19 protein-coding genes are annotated in these 20,198 nt (G+C 55.6%); 5 read left to right on the top strand and 14 right to left on the bottom strand.

The features are described 5' to 3' along the window. Positions 1–16 precede the first annotated feature (16 nt). The 4 genes from treB to nrdG all read left to right on the top strand — a co-directional run bounded on the left by treB (position 17) and on the right by nrdG (position 6,316). Positions 17–1,438, top strand: coding sequence for a PTS trehalose transporter subunit IIBC (treB, locus tag AB4K05_RS20725; RefSeq protein WP_368481753.1), 1,422 nt, complete (start codon positions 17–19; stop codon positions 1,436–1,438). A gap of 58 nt (positions 1,439–1,496) precedes the next feature. Further along, the gene (gene treC / locus AB4K05_RS20720) at positions 1,497–3,152 is read left to right on the top strand and encodes an alpha,alpha-phosphotrehalase (RefSeq protein ID WP_368481752.1); all 1,656 of its coding nucleotides are present in this window, start codon (positions 1,497–1,499) and stop codon (positions 3,150–3,152) included. A 384-nt stretch (positions 3,153–3,536) separates the two neighbouring features. Then, a complete protein-coding gene (gene nrdD / locus AB4K05_RS20715; protein WP_368481751.1) occupies positions 3,537–5,675 on the top strand; it encodes an anaerobic ribonucleoside-triphosphate reductase in 2,139 nt (712 codons plus the stop codon). 176 nt (positions 5,676–5,851) lie between these two features. After that, positions 5,852–6,316, top strand: a complete 465-nt coding sequence (nrdG, locus tag AB4K05_RS20710) for an anaerobic ribonucleoside-triphosphate reductase-activating protein (protein ID WP_368481750.1) — start codon at positions 5,852–5,854, stop codon at positions 6,314–6,316. 15 nt (positions 6,317–6,331) lie between these two features. Here nrdG and AB4K05_RS20705 read toward each other — a convergent pair whose 3' ends face one another. From AB4K05_RS20705 to pmbA, 12 genes are all read right to left on the bottom strand, one after another. Next, a complete protein-coding gene (locus tag AB4K05_RS20705) occupies positions 6,332–8,242 on the bottom strand; it encodes a transcription antiterminator (protein WP_368481749.1) in 1,911 nt (636 codons plus the stop codon). Positions 8,243–8,264: 22 nt separating this feature from the next. Further along, positions 8,265–9,416 carry a lactonase family protein gene (locus AB4K05_RS20700; RefSeq protein ID WP_368481748.1) on the bottom strand — a complete coding sequence of 384 codons (1,152 nt, stop codon included), beginning with the start codon at positions 9,414–9,416 and terminating at the stop codon, positions 8,265–8,267. Between the two features lie 149 nt (positions 9,417–9,565). Continuing rightward, positions 9,566–10,306 carry a KDGP aldolase family protein gene (locus AB4K05_RS20695; RefSeq protein WP_368481747.1) on the bottom strand — a complete coding sequence of 247 codons (741 nt, stop codon included), beginning with the start codon at positions 10,304–10,306 and terminating at the stop codon, positions 9,566–9,568. Further along, positions 10,303–11,421, bottom strand: a complete 1,119-nt coding sequence (locus tag AB4K05_RS20690) for a DgaE family pyridoxal phosphate-dependent ammonia lyase (protein WP_368481746.1) — start codon at positions 11,419–11,421, stop codon at positions 10,303–10,305. Before AB4K05_RS20690 ends, AB4K05_RS20695 begins: the two co-directional genes overlap by 4 nt. Then, positions 11,405–12,538 (bottom strand): amidohydrolase/deacetylase family metallohydrolase, encoded by a 1,134-nt coding sequence (locus AB4K05_RS20685; RefSeq protein ID WP_368481745.1) that lies wholly within the window; start codon positions 12,536–12,538, stop codon positions 11,405–11,407. The genes AB4K05_RS20690 and AB4K05_RS20685 overlap by 17 nt, the downstream gene beginning before the upstream one ends. A gap of 94 nt (positions 12,539–12,632) precedes the next feature. After that, positions 12,633–13,277, bottom strand: coding sequence for a DUF4310 family protein (locus tag AB4K05_RS20680; RefSeq protein WP_062777780.1), 645 nt, complete (start codon positions 13,275–13,277; stop codon positions 12,633–12,635). Positions 13,278–13,289: 12 nt separating this feature from the next. After that, the gene (locus AB4K05_RS20675) at positions 13,290–14,066 is read right to left on the bottom strand and encodes a DUF4311 domain-containing protein (RefSeq protein ID WP_368481744.1); all 777 of its coding nucleotides are present in this window, start codon (positions 14,064–14,066) and stop codon (positions 13,290–13,292) included. 21 nt (positions 14,067–14,087) lie between these two features. Then, positions 14,088–14,387, bottom strand: a complete 300-nt coding sequence (locus AB4K05_RS20670) for a DUF4312 family protein (RefSeq protein ID WP_368481743.1) — start codon at positions 14,385–14,387, stop codon at positions 14,088–14,090. 2 nt (positions 14,388–14,389) lie between these two features. Then, positions 14,390–14,752: an SFCGS family glycine-rich protein gene (locus tag AB4K05_RS20665; protein WP_368481742.1), complete on the bottom strand. Its 363-nt coding sequence runs from the start codon at positions 14,750–14,752 to the stop codon at positions 14,390–14,392. A 10-nt stretch (positions 14,753–14,762) separates the two neighbouring features. Beyond that, positions 14,763–15,101: a glycine dehydrogenase gene (locus AB4K05_RS20660; protein ID WP_368481741.1), complete on the bottom strand. Its 339-nt coding sequence runs from the start codon at positions 15,099–15,101 to the stop codon at positions 14,763–14,765. Between the two features lie 286 nt (positions 15,102–15,387). Beyond that, a complete protein-coding gene (cybC, locus tag AB4K05_RS20655) occupies positions 15,388–15,774 on the bottom strand; it encodes a cytochrome b562 (protein WP_368481740.1) in 387 nt (128 codons plus the stop codon). Positions 15,775–15,962: 188 nt separating this feature from the next. Continuing rightward, the gene (gene pmbA / locus AB4K05_RS20650) at positions 15,963–17,303 is read right to left on the bottom strand and encodes a metalloprotease PmbA (RefSeq protein ID WP_368481739.1); all 1,341 of its coding nucleotides are present in this window, start codon (positions 17,301–17,303) and stop codon (positions 15,963–15,965) included. A 106-nt stretch (positions 17,304–17,409) separates the two neighbouring features. Here pmbA and yjgA point away from each other — a divergent pair, with 106 nt between their 5' ends. Beyond that, positions 17,410–17,961 (top strand): ribosome biogenesis factor YjgA, encoded by a 552-nt coding sequence (yjgA, locus tag AB4K05_RS20645; protein WP_368481738.1) that lies wholly within the window; start codon positions 17,410–17,412, stop codon positions 17,959–17,961. A 149-nt stretch (positions 17,962–18,110) separates the two neighbouring features. Here the strand turns inward: yjgA and AB4K05_RS20640 are convergent, their stop codons facing one another. After that, positions 18,111–18,635 (bottom strand): GNAT family N-acetyltransferase, encoded by a 525-nt coding sequence (locus tag AB4K05_RS20640; RefSeq protein WP_368481777.1) that lies wholly within the window; start codon positions 18,633–18,635, stop codon positions 18,111–18,113. Between the two features lie 86 nt (positions 18,636–18,721). Then, positions 18,722–20,098, bottom strand: a complete 1,377-nt coding sequence (mpl, locus tag AB4K05_RS20635; protein WP_368481737.1) for a UDP-N-acetylmuramate:L-alanyl-gamma-D-glutamyl-meso-diaminopimelate ligase — start codon at positions 20,096–20,098, stop codon at positions 18,722–18,724. Positions 20,099–20,198: the final 100 nt, after the last annotated feature.

Below are 20,198 nucleotides of genomic sequence, written 5' to 3'. Positions count from 1 at the left end.
GTTTTAAGGCCCTATCATGAGCAAAAAAATAGACCAACAGAACATCGATAAACTTATCGAACTGGTCGGCGGGCGCGATAACATTGCGACCGTCAGCCACTGTATTACGCGTCTGCGCTTTGTGCTAAACGACACGGCGAAAGCCAATCCAAAAGCTATCGAAGAGCTGCCAATGGTTAAAGGCTGCTTCACCAACGCCGGGCAGTTCCAAGTGGTTATCGGCACGGAAGTGGGCGACTACTACCAGGCGCTGCTGGCGACCACCGGGCAGAAGTCAGCAGATAAAGAACAGGCGAAACTAGCCGCCCGTCAGAACATGAAATGGCACGAGCAGATGATTTCCCACTTCGCGGAAATCTTCTTCCCGCTGCTGCCCGCACTGATCAGCGGGGGTTTGATTTTAGGCTTCCGTAACGTTATCGGCGACTTGCCGATGAGCAACGGTCAGACGCTGGCGCAGATGCACCCGTCGCTGCAAACCATTTATGACTTCTTATGGCTCATTGGCGAAGCTATCTTCTTCTACCTGCCGGTCGGCATCTGTTGGTCTGCGGTGAAGAAAATGGGCGGCACGCCGATCCTCGGTATCGTGCTTGGCGTTACGCTGGTTTCCCCACAGCTGATGAACGCCTACATGCTGGGTCAGCAGGTACCGGAAGTGTGGAACTTCGGTCTGTTTACCATCGCCAAGGTTGGCTATCAGGCGCAGGTTATTCCAGCGCTGCTCGCCGGTCTGGCGTTGGGCTTTATTGAGACTCGCCTGAAACGTATCGTCCCCGACTACCTGTATCTGGTTATCGTGCCGGTATGTTCGTTGATCCTCGCTGTCTTCCTCGCCCACGCCTTTATCGGGCCGTTTGGTCGCTGGATTGGCGACGGTGTAGCCTTCGCCGTGCGTCACCTGATGACCGGCAGCTTCGCACCGATTGGCGCTGCGCTGTTTGGCTTCCTGTATGCGCCGCTGGTGATTACCGGTGTACACCAGACCACGCTGGCTATCGATATGCAGATGATTCAGAGCATGGGCGGCACCCCGGTGTGGCCGATGATTGCCCTGTCTAACATCGCGCAGGCCTCTGCGGTTGTCGGCATCATCATTTGCAGCCGTAAGGCTAACGAGCGTGAAATCTCCGTGCCTGCGGCAATTTCCGCCTACCTTGGCGTCACTGAACCGGCCATGTACGGGATTAACCTGAAGTATCGCTTCCCGATGCTGTGCGCAATGGTCGGCTCCGGTATTGCGGGTCTGCTGTGCGGCTTGTACGGCGTAATGGCGAACGGCATCGGCGTTGGCGGCCTGCCGGGCATCCTGTCCATTAAGCCCGTCTTCTGGGGCGTCTACAGCATCGCGATGATTATTGCGGTCGTGGTACCGATTGTCCTCACCATGATGGTTTACAAGCGCAAGCAGCGTATGGGCACCCTGCCGGTTATGTAAATCTCACCTTCGTTCGGGGCGCAATTGCGCCCCTTCGCCTTCTTTAAAGGACAACTCCATGAATACACTTCCTCATTGGTGGCAAAACGGCGTCATCTACCAGATTTACCCAAAGAGTTTCCAAGACACCACCGGCCGCGGCACGGGAGATCTGCGCGGTGTGACCTCACGTCTGGATTACCTGCAAAAACTCGGCATCGATGCCATCTGGCTGACACCGTTCTACGTTTCTCCGCAGGTGGATAACGGCTACGACGTAGCAAACTACACGGCCATCGACCCCTCGTACGGTACGCTCGACGACTTCGACAAGCTGGTTGCCGAGGCGCACCAGCGCGGTATTCGCATTGTGCTCGATATGGTGTTGAACCACACCTCGACCCACCACGCGTGGTTTAAAGAGTCGCTGAACAAAGAAAGCCCATACCGCCAATTCTATATCTGGCGCGACGGCACACCGGATACACCGCCAAACAACTGGCGTTCCAAATTTGGCGGCAACGCCTGGCAGTGGGATGCGGCTAGCGGCCAGTACTATCTGCATCTGTTCGCCACCGAGCAGGCCGATCTCAACTGGGAAAATGACGCGGTACGCGCCGAGCTGAAAAAGGTCTGCGAATTCTGGGCCGATCGCGGGGTGGATGGTCTGCGTCTTGACGTCGTGAACCTGATCTCAAAAGATCAATCCTTCCCGAACGATGACCAAGGCGATGGCCGCCGCTTCTATACCGATGGCCCACGCGCGCACGAATTCTTGCAGGAGTTCAGCCGCGACGTCTTTACCCCGCGTAATCTGATGACGGTCGGCGAGATGTCCTCGACCTCACTGGAAAACTGCCAACAGTACGCCTCGCTCGACGGCAAAGAGCTGTCGATGACCTTTAACTTCCACCATCTCAAGGTGGATTATCCCGGCGGCGAGAAGTGGACGCTGGCACGCCCAGATTTTGTCGCGCTGAAATCGTTGTTCAGCCACTGGCAGCAGGGAATGCACAACCGGGCATGGAACGCGCTGTTCTGGTGTAACCATGACCAGCCGCGCATTGCCTCGCGCTTTGGTGACGAAGGCGGGCACCGCGTACGTGCGGCGAAGATGCTGGGCATGGTGCTGCACGGTATGCAGGGCACACCGTACATTTATCAAGGCGAAGAAATCGGTATGACCAACCCCCATTTCGCGAAGATCGAGCAATATCGCGACGTGGAAAGTCACAATATGTACAACGAGCGGCTGGAGCAGGGACAGCAGGCCGATGAGCTGCTGGCGATCCTCGCGAGTAAATCCCGCGACAATAGCCGTACGCCAATGCAGTGGGACGCCAGCGCCAACGCTGGTTTTACCCAAGGTGAGCCGTGGATTGGCGTGTGCGATAACTATGCCGACATCAACGTCGAAAGCGCGCTGAACGACCCAGATTCAGTGTTCTATGCCTATCAGCAGCTGATTGCGCTACGCAAATCACAGCCGGTCCTCACTTGGGGGGATTATGAGGATCTGCAGCCTGAGCACCCGGCGCTGTGGTGCTATCGCCGCCAGCATCAGGGACAAACGCTGTTGGTGGTCGCCAACCTTGGCGCGACGCCTTTGCAATGGCAGCCTCCCGTCACCGATGCTAACGGGCATGTGCTGATGAGCAACTATGCCGATGCGCCGTCATCACCGACCGCGTTAACGCTACGGCCATTTGAAGCCATCTGGTGGCTTTTGGACTAACCTCCCCGCCCGGTAGCGCCATGCTGCCGGGCCTCAACGCATCTCGCTGTTTTCTGACTTATTTTGTGCATTTATCACCCAGCAAAATTTACATATCCCCGCAACGCCTGCCATCTGTACTCTTGCATTTTTACTTTGTTCTGCGTCAATAAAAGCGTAAACATCTTTAATGCAAATCACTACATATAGACCTTAAAATGCATCCCGGCCCAACATATGGTATTTATCGACTATAATTGCAACAATGAGAACCACAAAAAAATAGTCGATATGTGGATAACCTAGGCCGCGAGTGGGGGAACGTATTGGTTAATGGAGTCATTACGCCAATTTCGAATCTCTCGCCTCTGTGGATAACCTGTTCTTATAAATAATGGAGTGATCATGACACCGCATGTGATGAAACGAGATGGCTGTAAAGTGCCTTTCAAATCAGAGCGCATCAAAGAAGCCATTCTGCGTGCAGCTAAAGCAGCGGGAGTCGATGACGCAGACTATTGCGCCACCGTCGCAGCAATCGTTAGCCAACAAATGCAAGACCAGCCGCAGGTTGATATCAACGAGATTCAGACCGCCGTTGAAAACCAACTGATGTCTGGCCCCTATAAGCAGTTGGCCCGTTCTTATATCGAATATCGTCACGACCGTGATAGCCAGCGTGAAAAGCGCGGCCGCCTGAATCAGGAAATTCGCGGTCTGGTTGAGCAGACCAACTCGGCGCTGCTAAACGAAAACGCCAACAAAGACAGTAAAGTGATCCCAACCCAGCGTGACCTGCTGGCCGGTATCGTTGCTAAGCATTACGCTCGCCAGCACCTTCTGCCGCACGACGTGGTGATGGCGCACGAGCGCGGCGTGATTCACTATCACGATCTCGACTATTCACCGTTCTTCCCAATGTTCAACTGCATGCTTATCGATCTTAAAGGCATGCTGACTCAGGGCTTTAAGATGGGTAACGCGGAAATCGAGCCGCCGAAATCTATCTCTACCGCCACCGCGGTCACCGCGCAGATCATCGCCCAAGTTGCCAGCCATATTTATGGCGGCACCACTATTAACCGTATTGATGAAGTGCTAGCCCCGTTCGTCACCGCCAGCTTCAATAAACATCATCAAACGGCAGAAGAGTGGCAGATCCCGAACACCGAAGAATATGCCCTCTCGCGCACTGAGAAAGAGTGTTACGACGCCTTCCAGTCGCTGGAATACGAAGTCAACACGCTGCATACCGCCAACGGCCAGACACCGTTTGTGACCTTTGGTTTTGGCCTCGGCACCAGCTGGGAATCACGTTTGATTCAGCAGTCGATTCTGCGTAACCGCATCGCCGGCCTTGGTAAAAACCGTAAAACAGCGGTGTTCCCGAAACTGGTATTCGCCATCCGCGATGGCCTGAACCACAAGCCGGGCGATGCCAACTACGACATCAAACAGCTGGCGCTGGAATGTGCAAGCAAACGCATGTACCCAGACATTCTCAACTACGATCAGGTGGTTAAAGTCACCGGTTCGTTTAAAACGCCAATGGGCTGCCGCAGCTTCCTCGGCGTGTGGGAAAACGAAGACGGTGAGCAGGTACACGACGGGCGTAACAACCTCGGCGTTATCAGCCTCAACCTGCCGCGTATTGCGCTGGAAGCGAAAGGCGATGAAGCCGCATTCTGGACGCTGCTGGATGAACGTCTGCTGCTGGCACGTAAAGCGCTGATGACCCGCATTGCGCGTCTGGAAGGCGTCAAAGCGCGCGTCGCGCCAATCCTCTATATGGAAGGCGCATGTGGCGTTCGCCTGAAAGCCGATGACGACGTATCTGAAATCTTCAAAAACGGCCGCGCGTCTATCTCACTGGGTTACATCGGTATCCACGAAACCATCAACGCGTTGTTCGGCAACCAGCATATGTACGACAGCGAGATGCTGCGTGAGAAAGGCGTGGCGATTGTCCAGCGTCTGCGCGATGCGGTTGACCAGTGGAAAGATGAAACCGGCTACGGCTTTAGTTTATACAGCACACCAAGTGAAAACCTGTGCGATCGTTTCTGCCGCTTGGATACCGCCGAGTTCGGCTTAGTTGAAGGCGTAACCGACAAGGGCTACTACACCAACAGCTTCCACCTCGACGTGGAGAAGAAGGTCAACCCGTACGACAAAATCGATTTCGAAGCGGCTTACCCTCCGCTGGCGAACGGCGGCTTCATTTGCTACGGCGAATACCCGAATATTCAGCACAACCTGAAAGCGCTGGAAGATGTATGGGACTATAGCTACCAACACGTGCCGTACTACGGGACCAACACGCCAATCGATGAATGCTACGAGTGCGGCTTCACCGGTGAGTTTGAGTGCACCAGCAAAGGCTTCACCTGCCCGAAATGCGGTAACCACGACGCCGCCCGCGTTTCCGTCACACGCCGCGTGTGCGGTTATCTCGGCAGCCCGGACGCACGTCCGTTCAACGCCGGGAAGCAAGAAGAAGTGAAGCGTCGTGTGAAACACTTGGGGAACGGGCAGCTCGGTTAAGTTCGAGCCATTTATCCCCTCACCCTAACCCTCTCTCCAACGGGGAGAGGGGACCGTTCGTCACACACCGCCTCGTCCACTGCGGTCTTTATGCCCGGTGGCGCTGCGCTAACCGGGCCTACCTAATTTGTAGGCCGGATAAGGCGTAGCCGCCATCCGGTTTGGCAAGCGACATTATGAACTACCATCAGTACTACCCGGTCGATATCGTCAACGGCCCCGGCACTCGCTGCACCCTGTTTGTTTCCGGCTGCGTCCATGAATGCCCCGGTTGCTACAACAAAAGCACTTGGCGCGTAAACTCCGGACAGCCGTTTACCGCTGAGATGGCCGACCGCATTATCGCCGACCTCAACGACACTCGCGTCAAACGCCAAGGGATTTCACTTTCCGGCGGCGACCCGCTGCATCCACAAAACGTGGCGGAAATCCTCAAGTTGATTCAGCGCATCCACGCTGAATGCCCCGGCAAGGATATCTGGGTGTGGACCGGCTATAAGCTAGACGAGCTGAACGCAGCACAGATGGAAGTCGTCAACCTTATCAACGTGCTGGTCGACGGCAAATTTGTGCAAGACCTAAAAGACCCGGCGCTGATCTGGCGCGGGAGCAGCAATCAGGTGGTTCATCACCTGCGCTAATCCTACGCCAATCACTCAAAACCGGCTTACGCATTCCATCGCCACCATTTTAAACTCATCAAAACTGCGGGTTGCGGAGAGGCGTGCCATCGCCCGTTCGCGCAGGAAGGTGACGAAGATAGCGTAGATGGCCATCGCCTCTTCATACTCGCTTTTGCTGATCGCTAGCAGGAAGATAATGTGTGCGGTTTCGTCGCCCCAGGCGATACCGTCAGGGGCAATGACGGTGTAGACCACCGTCTTCTTCGCCAGCAATCCCAAGGCGTGCGGCAACGCGATGCCGTCGCCAAGCATGGTGCTGACTATCGCTTCACGTTCAGCCACCGATGCGTAAAACTCAGCGTCCACAAATCCTTCGTGTTCAAGCTGCTCGCAAAGTTCGGCAAACAGCGTTTGCCTATCCATCGGCCCGTCAATAACCCGAAAATGCGCCTCATCGAAGTATTTGTTCAGCATAAAGGGCCGGGTGCGGTCAACCAGCACCAGTTTGCCGATTTGATCCAACTGATATTCAGTCGGGAACGGTGCAATGGTGACAACCGGCTTGTCTTTTTCGCTGATGCGCGCGGTAGAGATAACAAAATCTTCCGCCACCGCCGTGAGCTGTTCGTACTCGCGCTGGGAGACGGTGGCCGCAATCTCCACCTGCGGATACTTGCGTTGCAAAATAGCTTCGATCATTCTCGCCATAGCGTTGCCCGCATCGCACACCAGCAGCACCTTCGGCTGGCGCTGGTAGCCAATGTTGTAGTGACGCTCAAGACCGACACCGATGTGCAGCACCAGAAAACCAATCTCATTTTCACTGATGGCATAAGGCGTATATTTGCCCCAGCTAGAGACTGCCGCCAGCGTCATATCCCACGCCATTGGGTAGTGCTGCTTAATGTTATCGAGAAGCGGATTGGGGATCATAATCTGGTAGCGAACGCGGGTGATCATGGTCTTAATATGGGTCAGCAGATCCGCATGCAGTTGGGCATCTTCCAGCAGATTGTAGTTATATTGCTGATTGATATAGTGCAGGATGTAGTTCACCAGCGCTTCATCATCATCAGCGCTGATCGTTTCCGGATCAACATCCTGCACTTGACGGGCGGCGAGGTGAACACACAGCCACTCTTCTTCCGCCGCCGAGAACGGTTTTCCGGCCCAATTATGCAGCGCATTCGCCACCTCATGGGCCACATCGCGCACGTTCTGCGCCACATCTTCCGCACTGAAATCCGCCAGCGGATAGCCCTCACTCACCCGACGTACCGCCACCGCACCGTACAGGCAGATAAAACGTTCACCCTCATCGGTCAGCCGAACATGGTGACGGGTCAACGTCTCCTGCAAGACGCCTTCGAGCAGCGCTGGAACGCTAGGATCAAAGGCCTCCTCGCGGATAGGCGAGGTCAGCGGACCTTGCTGGCTCAACTCCCACAGCAGGTCGGTCAGGCAGGCGCGAATCGACACCTCGCTACCAAACAGCTTCATGCCGTGGCGCGGGCGCGTTTCCAGCGTCAGCTGATAGCGGGCAAAACGCTCGCGCACCTCGACCATGTCATTTTGCAAGGTAGCGCGGCTAACAAACCACACATCAGCCAAATCCTCGAGCTTGATAGAAAAGGCCGAGGTCAAAAAACGCACCAGTAAAGAGTGAATGCGATCCTGCCCCGTACGCGGGATATGCTGCGACTTCGGCGCCGCCTCCTCCAGCGTTTGATAACGCAACGGATCGTCTATTTTTAGCTGATAGCCGCTGCCGCGGGTCAGCACAAACTGCGCGCCGTAGTGCATCAACAGCGCGTTGAGCGCGGTGATATCGGCGCGAACGGTACGGGTTGAGACCGACAGCCGCTGCGCCAGCTCATCCTGGGGCAGCGTTTCGTTTTGCAGCAGGCTAAAGAGTTGCGCTAAACGTTGGTTGGGAAATCGCATGCCGGTTCCTTCATTTTACGACTTAGGGTTGGGAAGAAATCACCATCTGCGATGGGCTACCAACCGGGGTGTAGTCCGCTGAGAACGTCAACTTACCGTCCTTCGGCGCGACGCTAAAACGGGTAATATTATCGCTACGCTGATTCAAGGCGTACAACCAATGCCCTTGTTTATCCAACGTTAATGTCCTTGGATAATCACCACGCGTCCAGATATCGTCCTGATGTTTCAGGCTGCCGTCCGCCATCACGGTAAAGTGAGCGATGCTGTTATGCAGGCGATTAGCCACGTACAGCTGCTTGCCGTCGGCGCTCAACGCCAGGCCTGCAGCAAAACTGGTGCCTTTATACTCTTTTGGCAGTGTGGAGACCGTTTGACCTTCGCGCAGCAGACCGCTGTCCTTATCGAGATGGTAGAAGGTCAGCGTGGAGGACTCTTCGTTAATCAACCATAGTCCATCGCCTGCGGGCGTGAAGATAAAATGACGCGGCCCTGCACCTGCCGACGACGCGGCAATAAACGGCGGATCGTTCGGCGTCAGCTTGCCGCTGGCGCTGTCCATACGGTATTGGTAAATCCTATCCAGCCCGAGGTCTGTGGAATAGACAAATTGCCCGCTTGGATCTGCCTGCACCATGTGCGCGTGCGGGCCATTATGATCGCTCATAGCAAAACTGCCTTCCACCGCAGCAGCAGGGCGCTCGGCTCCAGCCGGGCCTTTATCCTGATGGACATCCGTCGCATCGCCAAGGCTGCCATCCGCTTTAACCGGCAGGACAGCTATAGAACCGCTGACATAGTTTGCCACCAGCAGATGACGGCTATCGGGAGTCATTGACAGATAGACCGGCCCGGCACCGCCGGAGGCCACCTGATTCAGGCTGCTTAAGCTGCCATCTTTGCCGATGCTCCATGCCTGCACTACGCCCTTTTCCACCTCACTGGCGGCATACAGCGTTTTACCGTCGTGTGAAACGGTAAGCTGCGCGACATTTGGCAGCGAGCCAACCAGCGTCTTATCACGTAACTCGCCGGTTTTTCCATCCACGGTAAACCGGTATAGCCCCTCTCCATTGGGATTGTAGGTTCCTACCCAAGCGTACTGGGTTTGTGCACCAACGCCAGCGGCGAGGAGCGAGAGTGAAGCAGCAAGCAGGTGATGGGCGGCGGGCATGGTGGCTCCTTGAGAGCTAGGTTGGAAGTTTTCCCCTCACCCCGGCCCTCTCCCCAAAGGGGCGAGGGAGAAAACCAAATCGTGCCATTCGCACTATAGGTTCCCTCTCCCCCAAGGGGAGAGGGTTAGGGTGAGGGGGCACAGCGACACTACTTCACTAATGCTTTCGTCATCTCCAGCAGCTGACGCACGTCCGCCGGACGGGTATTGCCACTGGCTTTATCAATAATCGAACTATAGATATGGGGGATAATTTTGCTAACTCCAGCATCCAGCGCAATTTTCAGGATTTCGCTGTAGTTTTCCAGATCGATCCCGCCGGTTGGCTCCAGCCAGAAATCATGACGGGCACAGGCTTGCGCCACCGCCACAAACTCATCGCGATGCTTCAACCCGCCCATTGGGAAGTATTTAATCGAGCTGCCGCCCATATCTTTCAGCAGGGCAATCGCCGTTTCCAGCGGCACGATGCCGTCTGGCGCGGTACTGGACAGCGGGCCGGTAGAGATTTTAACCATGCCAACGGTGCCGGTCGGCGAGACTAGGCCGTTCACCACGGTGTCGTTTTGGCCCAATAGCGCACGGCTGGTTGCCACGCCGGTAAACACCTGGTTGACGTGCTGCGGCTGAACCTGGCGGGAAATCTCGCTCACCATCGCCGACTGGTTCGGATCGCCCGCGCCAAGACCGACGGAAAGCGCATTATCAATCAGCTGCGCATACTCGCGCATATCCGCCACCGCGCTTGCGACGTCCGGGTAATTTTTAGAGAGTACGCCGACCAGCACATGACCTTCCGCCGCTTCATAAATCTCACGGGCGTTGTCTTTGCTGCCCGCCAGAACGTTTAGGCAGACGCGGTCACGGTAAAAATTGGGGGTCAGTTTCATGCGTTATTCTCCTTGTTTAAAACCTCGGCGATGCGACGAGAGACAATCTCCAGCTGCTGCGCGTTCACGCTGCGGACATCGGCTTCAATAATGCCTTCGTTGGCCTTGTAGCCGCGGAAGTAGATAGCGTATTCGCCCTGCTTGAGCGCGGCCACCAGTTCACCGGTGTCGATGCCGGTTACCGCTTCATCAAATTTAATTTCCGCACGAGCAATATCGCGGCCCGCGCTGTCCCACACCACGCGCGCGGTCACGCCGTTTATGGTATTGAGCTGGTCAATAAACGGCGTCATCTTCGCCACCATCTCAGCGCCGCTCTCTTTGGTCGCCGTCAGGTAGTGTTCAATCGCGCAGGTCAGGCCGAGGATGCCCTCTTTGCCGACTTTCATCGCACGACCAATGCCCATTGACTGGCGTTTCACCCACTCAACGTACTGGGTTTTGCCAATAACCAGCCCGCTGGTCGGCCCTTCGATGGCCTTCGCGCCGCTGTAGATAACCAGATCCGCACCGGCACGGTAGTAGGCATGTAAATCTTCTTCCGCCGCCGCATCGACGATCAGCGGCAGATTATGGCTGCGCGCCACGGCCGCAGCCTGCGCCACGTTCAGCATACTTTTCTGCACACAGTGGTGAGATTTGATATATAAAATCGCCGCCGTGCGCGGAGTAATGGCTGCCGCCAGCTGATCGGCTGAACATTCGTTCGCATAACCTGCTTCCACCAGCTTGCCGCCGCCCAGCGCCACCATGGTGCCGACAGGCGCGCCGAAGTTGACGTTGTGACCTTTCGGCAGGACGATTTCGTTGTTCTCAATCGGTGTCACGTGCAGATTTTCCAGCAGCCAGTCGCTGTCTTTTACCAGCACCGCCGCTACCGACTGGGCAATCCCTGCCGATGCGCAGGCGACAACCGTCGCCCCTTCCACATCCAGCAGCTTCGCAATATAGGCACCGGTTTTATTGACCAGATCTTTCATCTCAAAATACTGGTTCATGCCCGCCATTGCGGCCTCGACCACTTCTGGACGCGGCGTAGATACGCCGAGGGCAGTCATGCGGCCTGATGTATTAATCACTTGTTTTAAATCGTATTTCTCAAAAATTGAAGGCATTTTCCGCGCTCCCTTGTTCGGTCAAATAGCCCTTGCCCGCGCGAATCGCGGCAAGCGGCAGCAGAATTTTGTCGGCCTGAAGGCTCTGTTGTTCAGCATCCACCAGCAGCGTTGGGGTTGATGCGAGGGTAAACAGCGTAAGGTCGGCGTCGAAGCCGACTTCCAATCGCCCTTTGTGCGTCAGACGCAGTCCGTCAGCGGCGTGCGCGGTGACACAGTCAATGACCTGTGGCAGCGACATGCCGATGGCGAGGAATTTCGACATCACCAGCGCCAGAGAGCGCACCGGGCCGTCAATACGGTTTCGGCAGTAGATATCCGAGCTGATGGTGTGCGGCAGAATGCCCAGCGCAATCGCCCGTTTCGCCACTTCAAAGCTAAAGCTTGCCGTGCCGTGGCCAACGTCTAAACGAACGCCACGCTGTAAGGCGCGCGTCACGGCGCTTTTCAGCTCACCGGACGGCGTCAGGATACGGTTCGGTTTACCGTTGTAGCAGTGGGTAATAATGTCGCCAGAGGTCAGCAAGTCAGCGATTTCGTCAAGGTTCGGCGGGTTATTGCCGATGTGCACCATCAGCGGTAGGTCACCGTTTTCCTGCTGAAAGGCCTTCGCACGCTCAAGCGGTGCAATGCCGTTATCGCCAACCACGCTGCTGCTCATCCGCGCTTTCAAGCCAACGATAAAGTCCGGATGACGCTGGACTGCCTGCTTCACGGCGTCGGCGTCGATATTGCTCATCTTCGCCAGTTCGTTTTGGGCAATCAGCCCAACGCGGGAAATGTTGAGCAGCGCATAGACGTCGGTGGTTGCCTTGCGGGTAAGCTGATAAAAATCGTCAACGTCGTCCGCGCCGGTGCTACCGGCATCAATCACGGTCGTCACACCGGTAGCGATGCCTACGCTGTCCGGTTCGTCGTGGTAAATCGGTGAGTTCGGGTAGCAGTGGACGTGGGAGTCAATCCAGCCGGCGCTGGCGTAGCATTGGCCATCTAGGTCGATGGTTTTCAGGGCAGGCGCGCTAATCTCGCCCAGCGCCGCGATTTTTCCGTCCTGAATGGCGATATCAGTCAGGGTATCGTCGACAAGGCGCGCGCGGCGCAGGAGTAAATCAAACATATCTCTCTCCTGTTGGAATGGGGGCAATCGTGTAGGCCTGATAAGCACAGCGCCATCAGGCGCGTTGCCTTATCCGGCCTACAACAAAACGCTATCAGCTAATCGCTACCGGGAAGATAGAGCCCAGCAGCATGGCGCCCAGAATAGCGCCACCGGTAATTGGCTTTTGCCAGACATAGAAGATCAAAGCGCCAACCAGTGAACCGACACCGATTGGAATCGATGCAGTCATCGCACTTAAGATAATCAACGGACCGAGGAAGCGGCCGGAGGCGTTACCCGCGCCCATCATCACGTCGGCCCCGTAGGTCGAATCGCTCTGGTTGATGGTGAACTTACGCGCCAAGATGATGATGTAGCCAATTGCCAGACCAATCACCAGTCCGGTAATCAGGGAGGCGATAAAGTTGGTCACCGGGAACATAATGCCGGCACCCAGCAGCAGCGCCGGAACGCCTAAGCCCACACCGGTCTGAATCGCGCCGCCGATGTCCAAAATCCCCACTAGCGAACCTTCGATGATACGGGCGAACAAGAAGCTCGCGCCAAACGCCGCCACCGCGCCGTAGGCACCGGTATCAATCCCCGCTTTTAGCATCGCCACGAAGGCGACTTCGTTAAACGCGCCGATACCGTAGAGGTAGTACATGTGTGTCCCGGCAAACACGCCGGAAGAGAGCAGGCCAACGAAGATCGGGAACGACCAGTCGGCATACCAAAAACCTTTATTCTGTTCCATGTCAGGCTCCCGTTATTTGCCGCTGATTGAGTTGTGGATCAGATCCAGCCAGTTCGGCACGGTCATGTGGAAGGATTCGATCATCTTCATGTCGAAACCACGGAAGAAGGCGCTCAGGACGAACAGCGCAATGATCGCGCCCATCATCACTTTGGTGACACGATGCCAGCCGCTCTCTTCCACACCCTTACCAATCAGAATACCCAGCACCAGGCCCGGTACGGCGTTACCCATAATCAGCTGCGCAGCGCCGCCGAAAATGGTGGCCCAGAAGCCTGATTTCTTACCGGCGTCGATAGCCGCCAGCCAGAAGATCACCGGCATCACGGTATTTACCAGCAGGTTTGCTGCCGGAACCAGTACCTTCACCGCGGTGACCTGCAGTGCCTGTGGCACGGAAGAGGCGGTGAGGTTAAGGAAGGCGACGACGATCATGCCGATGATGCCGCAGGCAATCGCCATCTTGCGCGGATCGTGCAGCGTCTCGCCCACGTTGCGGTTTTTCATCATCAGTGCAGCCGCGCCCCAGTTAGGGATAATGCGGTGGTCAACGTCTTGGGTGAAAGCCCCTGCTGCAACGGAAGAAGCCCAGGCGTTAAAGAAGAAGCCAAGGCCAAAGGAGAAGTGGGAAGCCGGATCGCCCTCACAGGAGTTCAGCTCGCCCAACGTACGAAACGCCCCCATCCCTTGGGTGGTGGGCGCATGGAACATACGTGCCGCTCCGGCGCCCACGCCGACGCCAACTAGGCCGCCGATGATGAGCGATTTTATTAAAATTATCAGGAACATATTCTGACCCTTTAGTAAAAATCAGGTTTGCGTGACGAAGTCCACTTTATCGATATCGATAGCGGTCACGTTGACGGTCACATCCAGCTCCACGCTGTACGTGCGTCGTTCACGGCGTAAAAAGATAAACAGGAATGCCTCTTTTCGTACCGCTTCACGCGCATGAATAACCGCCACGTCCTGTGGCTCAATACGCAGTAGGATGCGCGATGATGTTTTCATCACCGCTGCCTGCACATGGTTCAGAGCATCGGCGAATGCGCGTGTTTTGCTTTCGCCTTTGCCCGTTACCCTCACCGTGGTGGTGAATTGCTCTTTCATGTTCACGCGCCGTACTTCTTCTTCCAGGCTTCTACCAGGCGTTCGCCCAGCTCTTCTTTATCCATAAAGCCGAAGCCCAGCACGTTGTAGCCTTCATTGATGGCGGTCACACCCTCTTCGACTGAACGCATACCGTATTTCGCTTTGTAGCCATGTTTGGTTTGCGCAGTGATAGCGCCAGCGCCGCCGCTACCGCAGAAAGAGATACCGAAGGTCGCGTTTTCTGCTTTCATCACGTCGCCCAGCTTCATATCTGCGGCAACGCCCGGTACAACGACTGCACGAGCACCGGCTTTTTCCGCGCCAGCGGCAACTTTTTGTCCTTTACCCAGGCGGTCGCCAATAACTAAAGTGATCTGTTCCATGTGTTGCTCCTTACAGGTTTTCTTTTGCGACTTCGAAGTGGACGGACAGCAGCCACGCCTCTTCTTTTGGCAGATTGCCGAATTCCGCGACCACGTCGCGAGCCAGATTCATTGAGTCTTCTGAAATCTCTTCAAACAGGCTGGCGTCCACTTCCGGCAGCGGTTCACCGCTGATTGACCGGTGGGCCATTGCCCGTACGTGGGACGTCAGCATTTGCTCCTGCACGTCGTTGGGGGTGATGTGGCGGCGGCTTAACAGCGCGAACACCTGCTGCAGCATCTTGTCTGCCAGCTGTTCGGTCTGCATTGCCTGCTCCCCTGCGTCGTGTGTTACCGCTCCGTTATTCACTCGTATTACCCCGCTAATGTCTCTGGGGATAAAACTAACGCCGGGGCCGTGGAGTTTGTAGCGAGTTGTTTTCCACTTCGAAGTGGAAAGGCTAACGGCATGGGTGATCTGATTCACATATTCATCACGAATCTAACGATATCGATATATTCGCGTGATGGATGTCTCAAATGCAGGTGAAGGTAATAGGAAAAGGGCATGGCAAAACAAAGGGAAAAGTGTGATGTTGACGGAGTTTTGCGGGAGAAAAGCGGGAAACATCGGCCGATGTTTCCCGGATAAACGCTTAGCGATACTTCTTGTGGTAGGTATTGCGGGTCGTTTTGAAGTCTTCTGCAGCGGCCTGGGCTTCTTTCAGCTTACCTTCATTGGCCAGCTTCATGGCGCCATCAATCTGGCCAATCAGGATATCGAAGCCGTGGCGGAAATCTTTCATCTCCGCGCTATCCGCCGCTTTGCCTTCCAGCTTCGGCGGGGTCTCTTTTTGCGCGTCAACAGCGGCGGCACGCATCTTCGTCAGCGCACCTTTCAGCTCGCCCACGTCGGAGGTTTTCTGCACCACCTGCAGATTTTCCGCCAGCGTATCCATATCTTCGCCGAGATCGGCAAACGCCGATGCCGAACCAAGGGCCAAAGCGGAGACCGCCAACATCGCTAACAGCTTTTTACGCATTGCTCACTTCCTTCTTATTATTTAAGCAAAACGGGCGCAGCAGGATGCGCCCCCTTACCCAAAATAATTCGAGTTGCAGGAAGGCGGCAAGTGAGCGAATCCCCAGGAGCGTACAATAAGTACGTGACTGGGGTGAACGAGCGCAGCCAACGCATCTGCAGCTTGAATTATGACAGGTATGAACGTGATTACTGTCCGGCGATCTTCATCTCCGGAAGCAGTACAGAACCACATTGGATATTACTGCGCGTTTCAATATCGTCGGCGATGGTGACAATATTGCGCCACATGTCTTTCAGGTTGCCCGCGATGGTGATTTCACTCACCGGATACTGAATTTCGCCGTTCTCAACCCAGAAGCCGGATGCGCCGCGCGAATAATCGCCGGTGATACCGCTCACACCCTGCCCCATCAGTTCGGTCACGACAAGACCGGTGCCCATCTCTTTAAGCAACTTTTCAAAACTCAGCCCGCGGCCATTGATACGCCAGTTGTGAATGCCGCCTGCATGACCGGTGCTTTTCAGCCCCAGCTTACGCGCAGAGTAGTTGGTCAACAGCCACTGGGTCAGCACGCCATCTTTAATAATGTCGCGACGTTCTGTGCGCACGCCCTCGCCGTCGAACGGCGTAGACGCCAGCCCTTTTAGCAGGTGCGGATGTTCTTCAATGGTCAGCCATTCCGGCAGAATTTGCTCGCCCAGCGAGTCCAACAGGAAGGTCGATTTGCGGTACACCGAACCACCGGCAATCGCACCGACCAGGTGGCCAAACAGCCCCGTCGCCACTTCATTGGCGAAGATAACCGGTGCCTGCATGGTGGAAAGCTTGCGAGGTTCAAGACGTGCTAGGGTACGGCGCGCGCACTCTTCACCGACCCATTCCGGCGACTGCAAATCACTTAAGCGCCGGCCAATGGTGTACGCATAGTCGCGTTCCATATCGCCATTCACTTCCGCAATCACGCAGCTCGACAGGGAGTGGCGCGTTGAACAGTAGCTTTGCAGCATGCCGTGGCTGTTGCCGAAGACCTTGATACCGTAGTGGCTGTTGAAGCTGCCGCCTTCGGTATTGGTAATGCGTTTATCGGCCTTTAACGACGCCTGTTCAGCGCGAGCGGCCATTTCGATAGCTTCATCCGGAGAGACTTCCGCCGGGTGGAACAGGTCAAGATCCGGGGCGTCGAAGGCCAGCAGATCTTTGTCTGCCACGCCCGCACACGGGTCCGGCGAGGTGTAGCGCGCGATATCCAGCGCCGCCTGTACGGTGCGCGCAATGGCGTCCGGGCTTAAATCGGTGGACGAGGCGCTGCCTTTGCGATTCTGGTGATAAACGGTGATCCCCAGCGCGCCATCGCTATTAAATTCGACGTTTTCGACTTCACCGTAGCGGGTGCTGACGCCGATGCCGGTGGTCTTGCTGACCGCGACTTCTGCACCATCTGATTGACTGGCCGCCAGCTCTAGCGCCATTGAGACTGCTTTTTCCAGCGCAATACGTTGTTCCGCAACTTGTGTGATCACTTTCATCGTCTAAGCCATAATCTGAGGTAAAGTTAAATGAAGTCTAACAGAGAACCCTTTCTCAGTATGCGTTCAAGCTGTTAGTATTAGCCTCTTTTTTAAGGAGCCTGAAATGACAAAGCAGCCCGAAGACTGGCTCGACGAAGTCCCCGGTGATGATATCGAGGACGAAGATGATGAAATTATCTGGGTCAGCAAGAGCGAAATTAAACGTGATGCCGAAGAGCTGAAAAAGCTTGGGGCAGAACTGGTTTCTCTGGGTAAAAACGCCCTAGACAAAATCCCGCTGGACGCCGACCTGCGCGCCGCCATTGAACTGGCGCAGCGTATTAAGATGGAAGGTCGCCGCCGCCAGCTGCAGCTGATTGGTAAAATGCTGCGTCAGCGCGACGTAGAGCCTTTCCGCCAAGCGCTGGATAAGCTGAAAAACCGCCACAACCAGCAGGTTGTTCTGTTCCATAAACTGGAACAGCTGCGTGACCGTATGATTGAAGGTGAAGATGACGCCGTTGAAGACGTGCTGAATCTGTGGCCAGACGCCGATCGTCAGCAGTTACGTTCGCTCGTGCGTAACGCCAAAAAGGAAAAGGCCGCGAATAAGCCGCCAAAATCCTCTCGTCAGATTTTCCAATATCTGCGCGAACTGGCTGAAAACCAGGATTAAGTCTCAGAAAAATGCCCTCCTTGTGAGGGTATTTTTTTAGCCGTTCGACAATCGCCGGTGGGTCAGATTGTAGGCCTGATAAGCGCAGCGCCATCAGGCACAACAGCACGCAGGCATTGCCGGGTGGCGGCGTGAACGCCTTATCCGGCCTACTGTTCCATCACTTTCTGGCATAAATCGTCGTTAAAGCGCAGGTACTGCGCCTCAGCAATCGGCTGCGGGTAGCTTAATACGATGAGCTCGTGATCGGCGATATCCGTGTGATAGGTCGGGTGCGTATGCGGCCACGGGTTGGCAAAAAATCCCATACTTTCATAAAAGCGCAGACGCTTGCGGGCGATGTCGCTGGTCAGCGGGTCAATCTCCAGAATCGTTTGCGGCGCCCGCTCAAGGATTTGCCCCAGTAGACGTTTGCCGTAACCCTGCGAGCGCAGGCTGCCGTCGACCGCCAGATGTTCAATATAGACGTAGCCGTCAAACGCCCAGCATCCGCTCATGCCAATAAACTGCTCGCCGTCAAACCACGCTTCCAGCGCGTAATGCGGGTCGCTTAACGCGCGTTGTTTGGCGGGCAACTCACGCTGTTCGTGCCAAGGAAATGCCTGGGCATACAGTGCATCAACACAGACAAAAAGCGGCGTCTGTGTCGACGTCAGTTTTTTCGACGTTAACAAATCCATGTCCGGTCCTTACTTAAAGCAGAAAATAAAAAAGCCAACCGGTTTCCCGGTTGGCTGAGAGGAAACCCAAGCAGTCAGATTTAATCCTGCTGTTGTTCCGCTTTTTTAGCCAGACCATCGAGCAGCTTCTGATGGATGCCACCAAAGCCGCCGTTGCTCATCACGAGGATGTGATCGCCCGGCTCGGCGTTTTTCACCACCATATCCGCCAGTACGTCAACGTCCGCGCTCCAGTGAGCAGGCTGTACACATGCTTCCGCCACTTCCGCAACCTGCCATGGAATATGCTGTGGCTGTAGCAGGAACACTTCATCCGCGCGGCCTAAAGACGGCGCCAGGTCGTCTTTGCAGACGCCCATTTTCATGGTGTTCGAACGTGGCTCCAATACGGCAATGATTTTTGCCGTGCCGCCCACTTTGCCGCGCAGCGCCTGCAGCGTCGCGAGGATTGCCGTTGGGTGGTGTGCGAAGTCATCATAGACGCAGACGCCGTTGGCTTCACCGCGCAGTTCGAGACGACGGCGGGCGTTGATAAAGCTGCCCAACGCATTAGCCGCATCGGCTGGCGCAACGCCAACGTGACGTGCGGCGGCAATCGCCATCAGTCCGTTATGCATGTTGTGTTCGCCAACCAAGCTCCACTTCACTTCACCGACCTTCTCGCCATCCAGCAGCACTTCCCACTCGGAGGCATCGGTATTGAGTTTCTTCGCCTGCCAGTGGCCCTGCTCACCCACCAGCTCCTGCTCACTCCAGCAGCCCATCGCCATAACCTGTTTCAGGTTAGCGTCGTTCTCCGGCAGGATGATGCGGCCTTGTCCCGGTACGATACGCACCAGGTGATGGAACTGTTTCTGAATAGCTTTCAGATCGTCGAAGATATCCGCGTGATCGAACTCAAGATTATTGAGGATCAGCGTGCGCGGGCAGTAGTGCACGAATTTAGAACGCTTGTCGAAGAAGGCACAATCGTATTCATCGGCTTCGATCACGAAGAACGGGCTGTCGCCCAGACGCGCTGAAACATCAAAGTTGCCCGGCAGGCCGCCAATGACGAAGCCTGGCTTATAGCCGCACTCTTCGAGGATCCACGCCGCCATTCCAGCCGTCGTGGTTTTGCCGTGCGTTCCTGCTACCGCCAGCACCCAGCGATCGCGCAGCACGAAATCATGCAGCCATTGCGGGCCAGACATGAACGGAATGTTTTTCTCCAGCACCGCTTCAACGCACGGATTACCGCGGGTCATGGCGTTGCCGATGATCACCAGATCCGGCTGAGGGTCAAGCTGACTTGCGTCGTAACCTTGAATTAAATCAATACCTTGCTTTTCAAGCAGCGTGCTCATCGGGGGATACACATTGGCATCCGAACCCGTGACTTCATGGCCCAGAGAACGAGCCAGCATGGCCAGACCGCCCATGAAGGTGCCACAAATACCCAAAATATGAATGCGCATACGTCACTATCCTTTTTTTATCTGCCCCGCATTTTACCCATATGTTTGCCGCCAGAGAAATGCATTTCAGGATATTCCGTAGTTTGCTGGCGCGATTCAC

The organism is Kluyvera sp. STS39-E, from assembly GCF_040932435.1.
Taxonomy (GTDB): domain Bacteria; phylum Pseudomonadota; class Gammaproteobacteria; order Enterobacterales; family Enterobacteriaceae; genus Kluyvera.
This window is presented reverse-complemented; position numbering and strand designations above follow the sequence as displayed.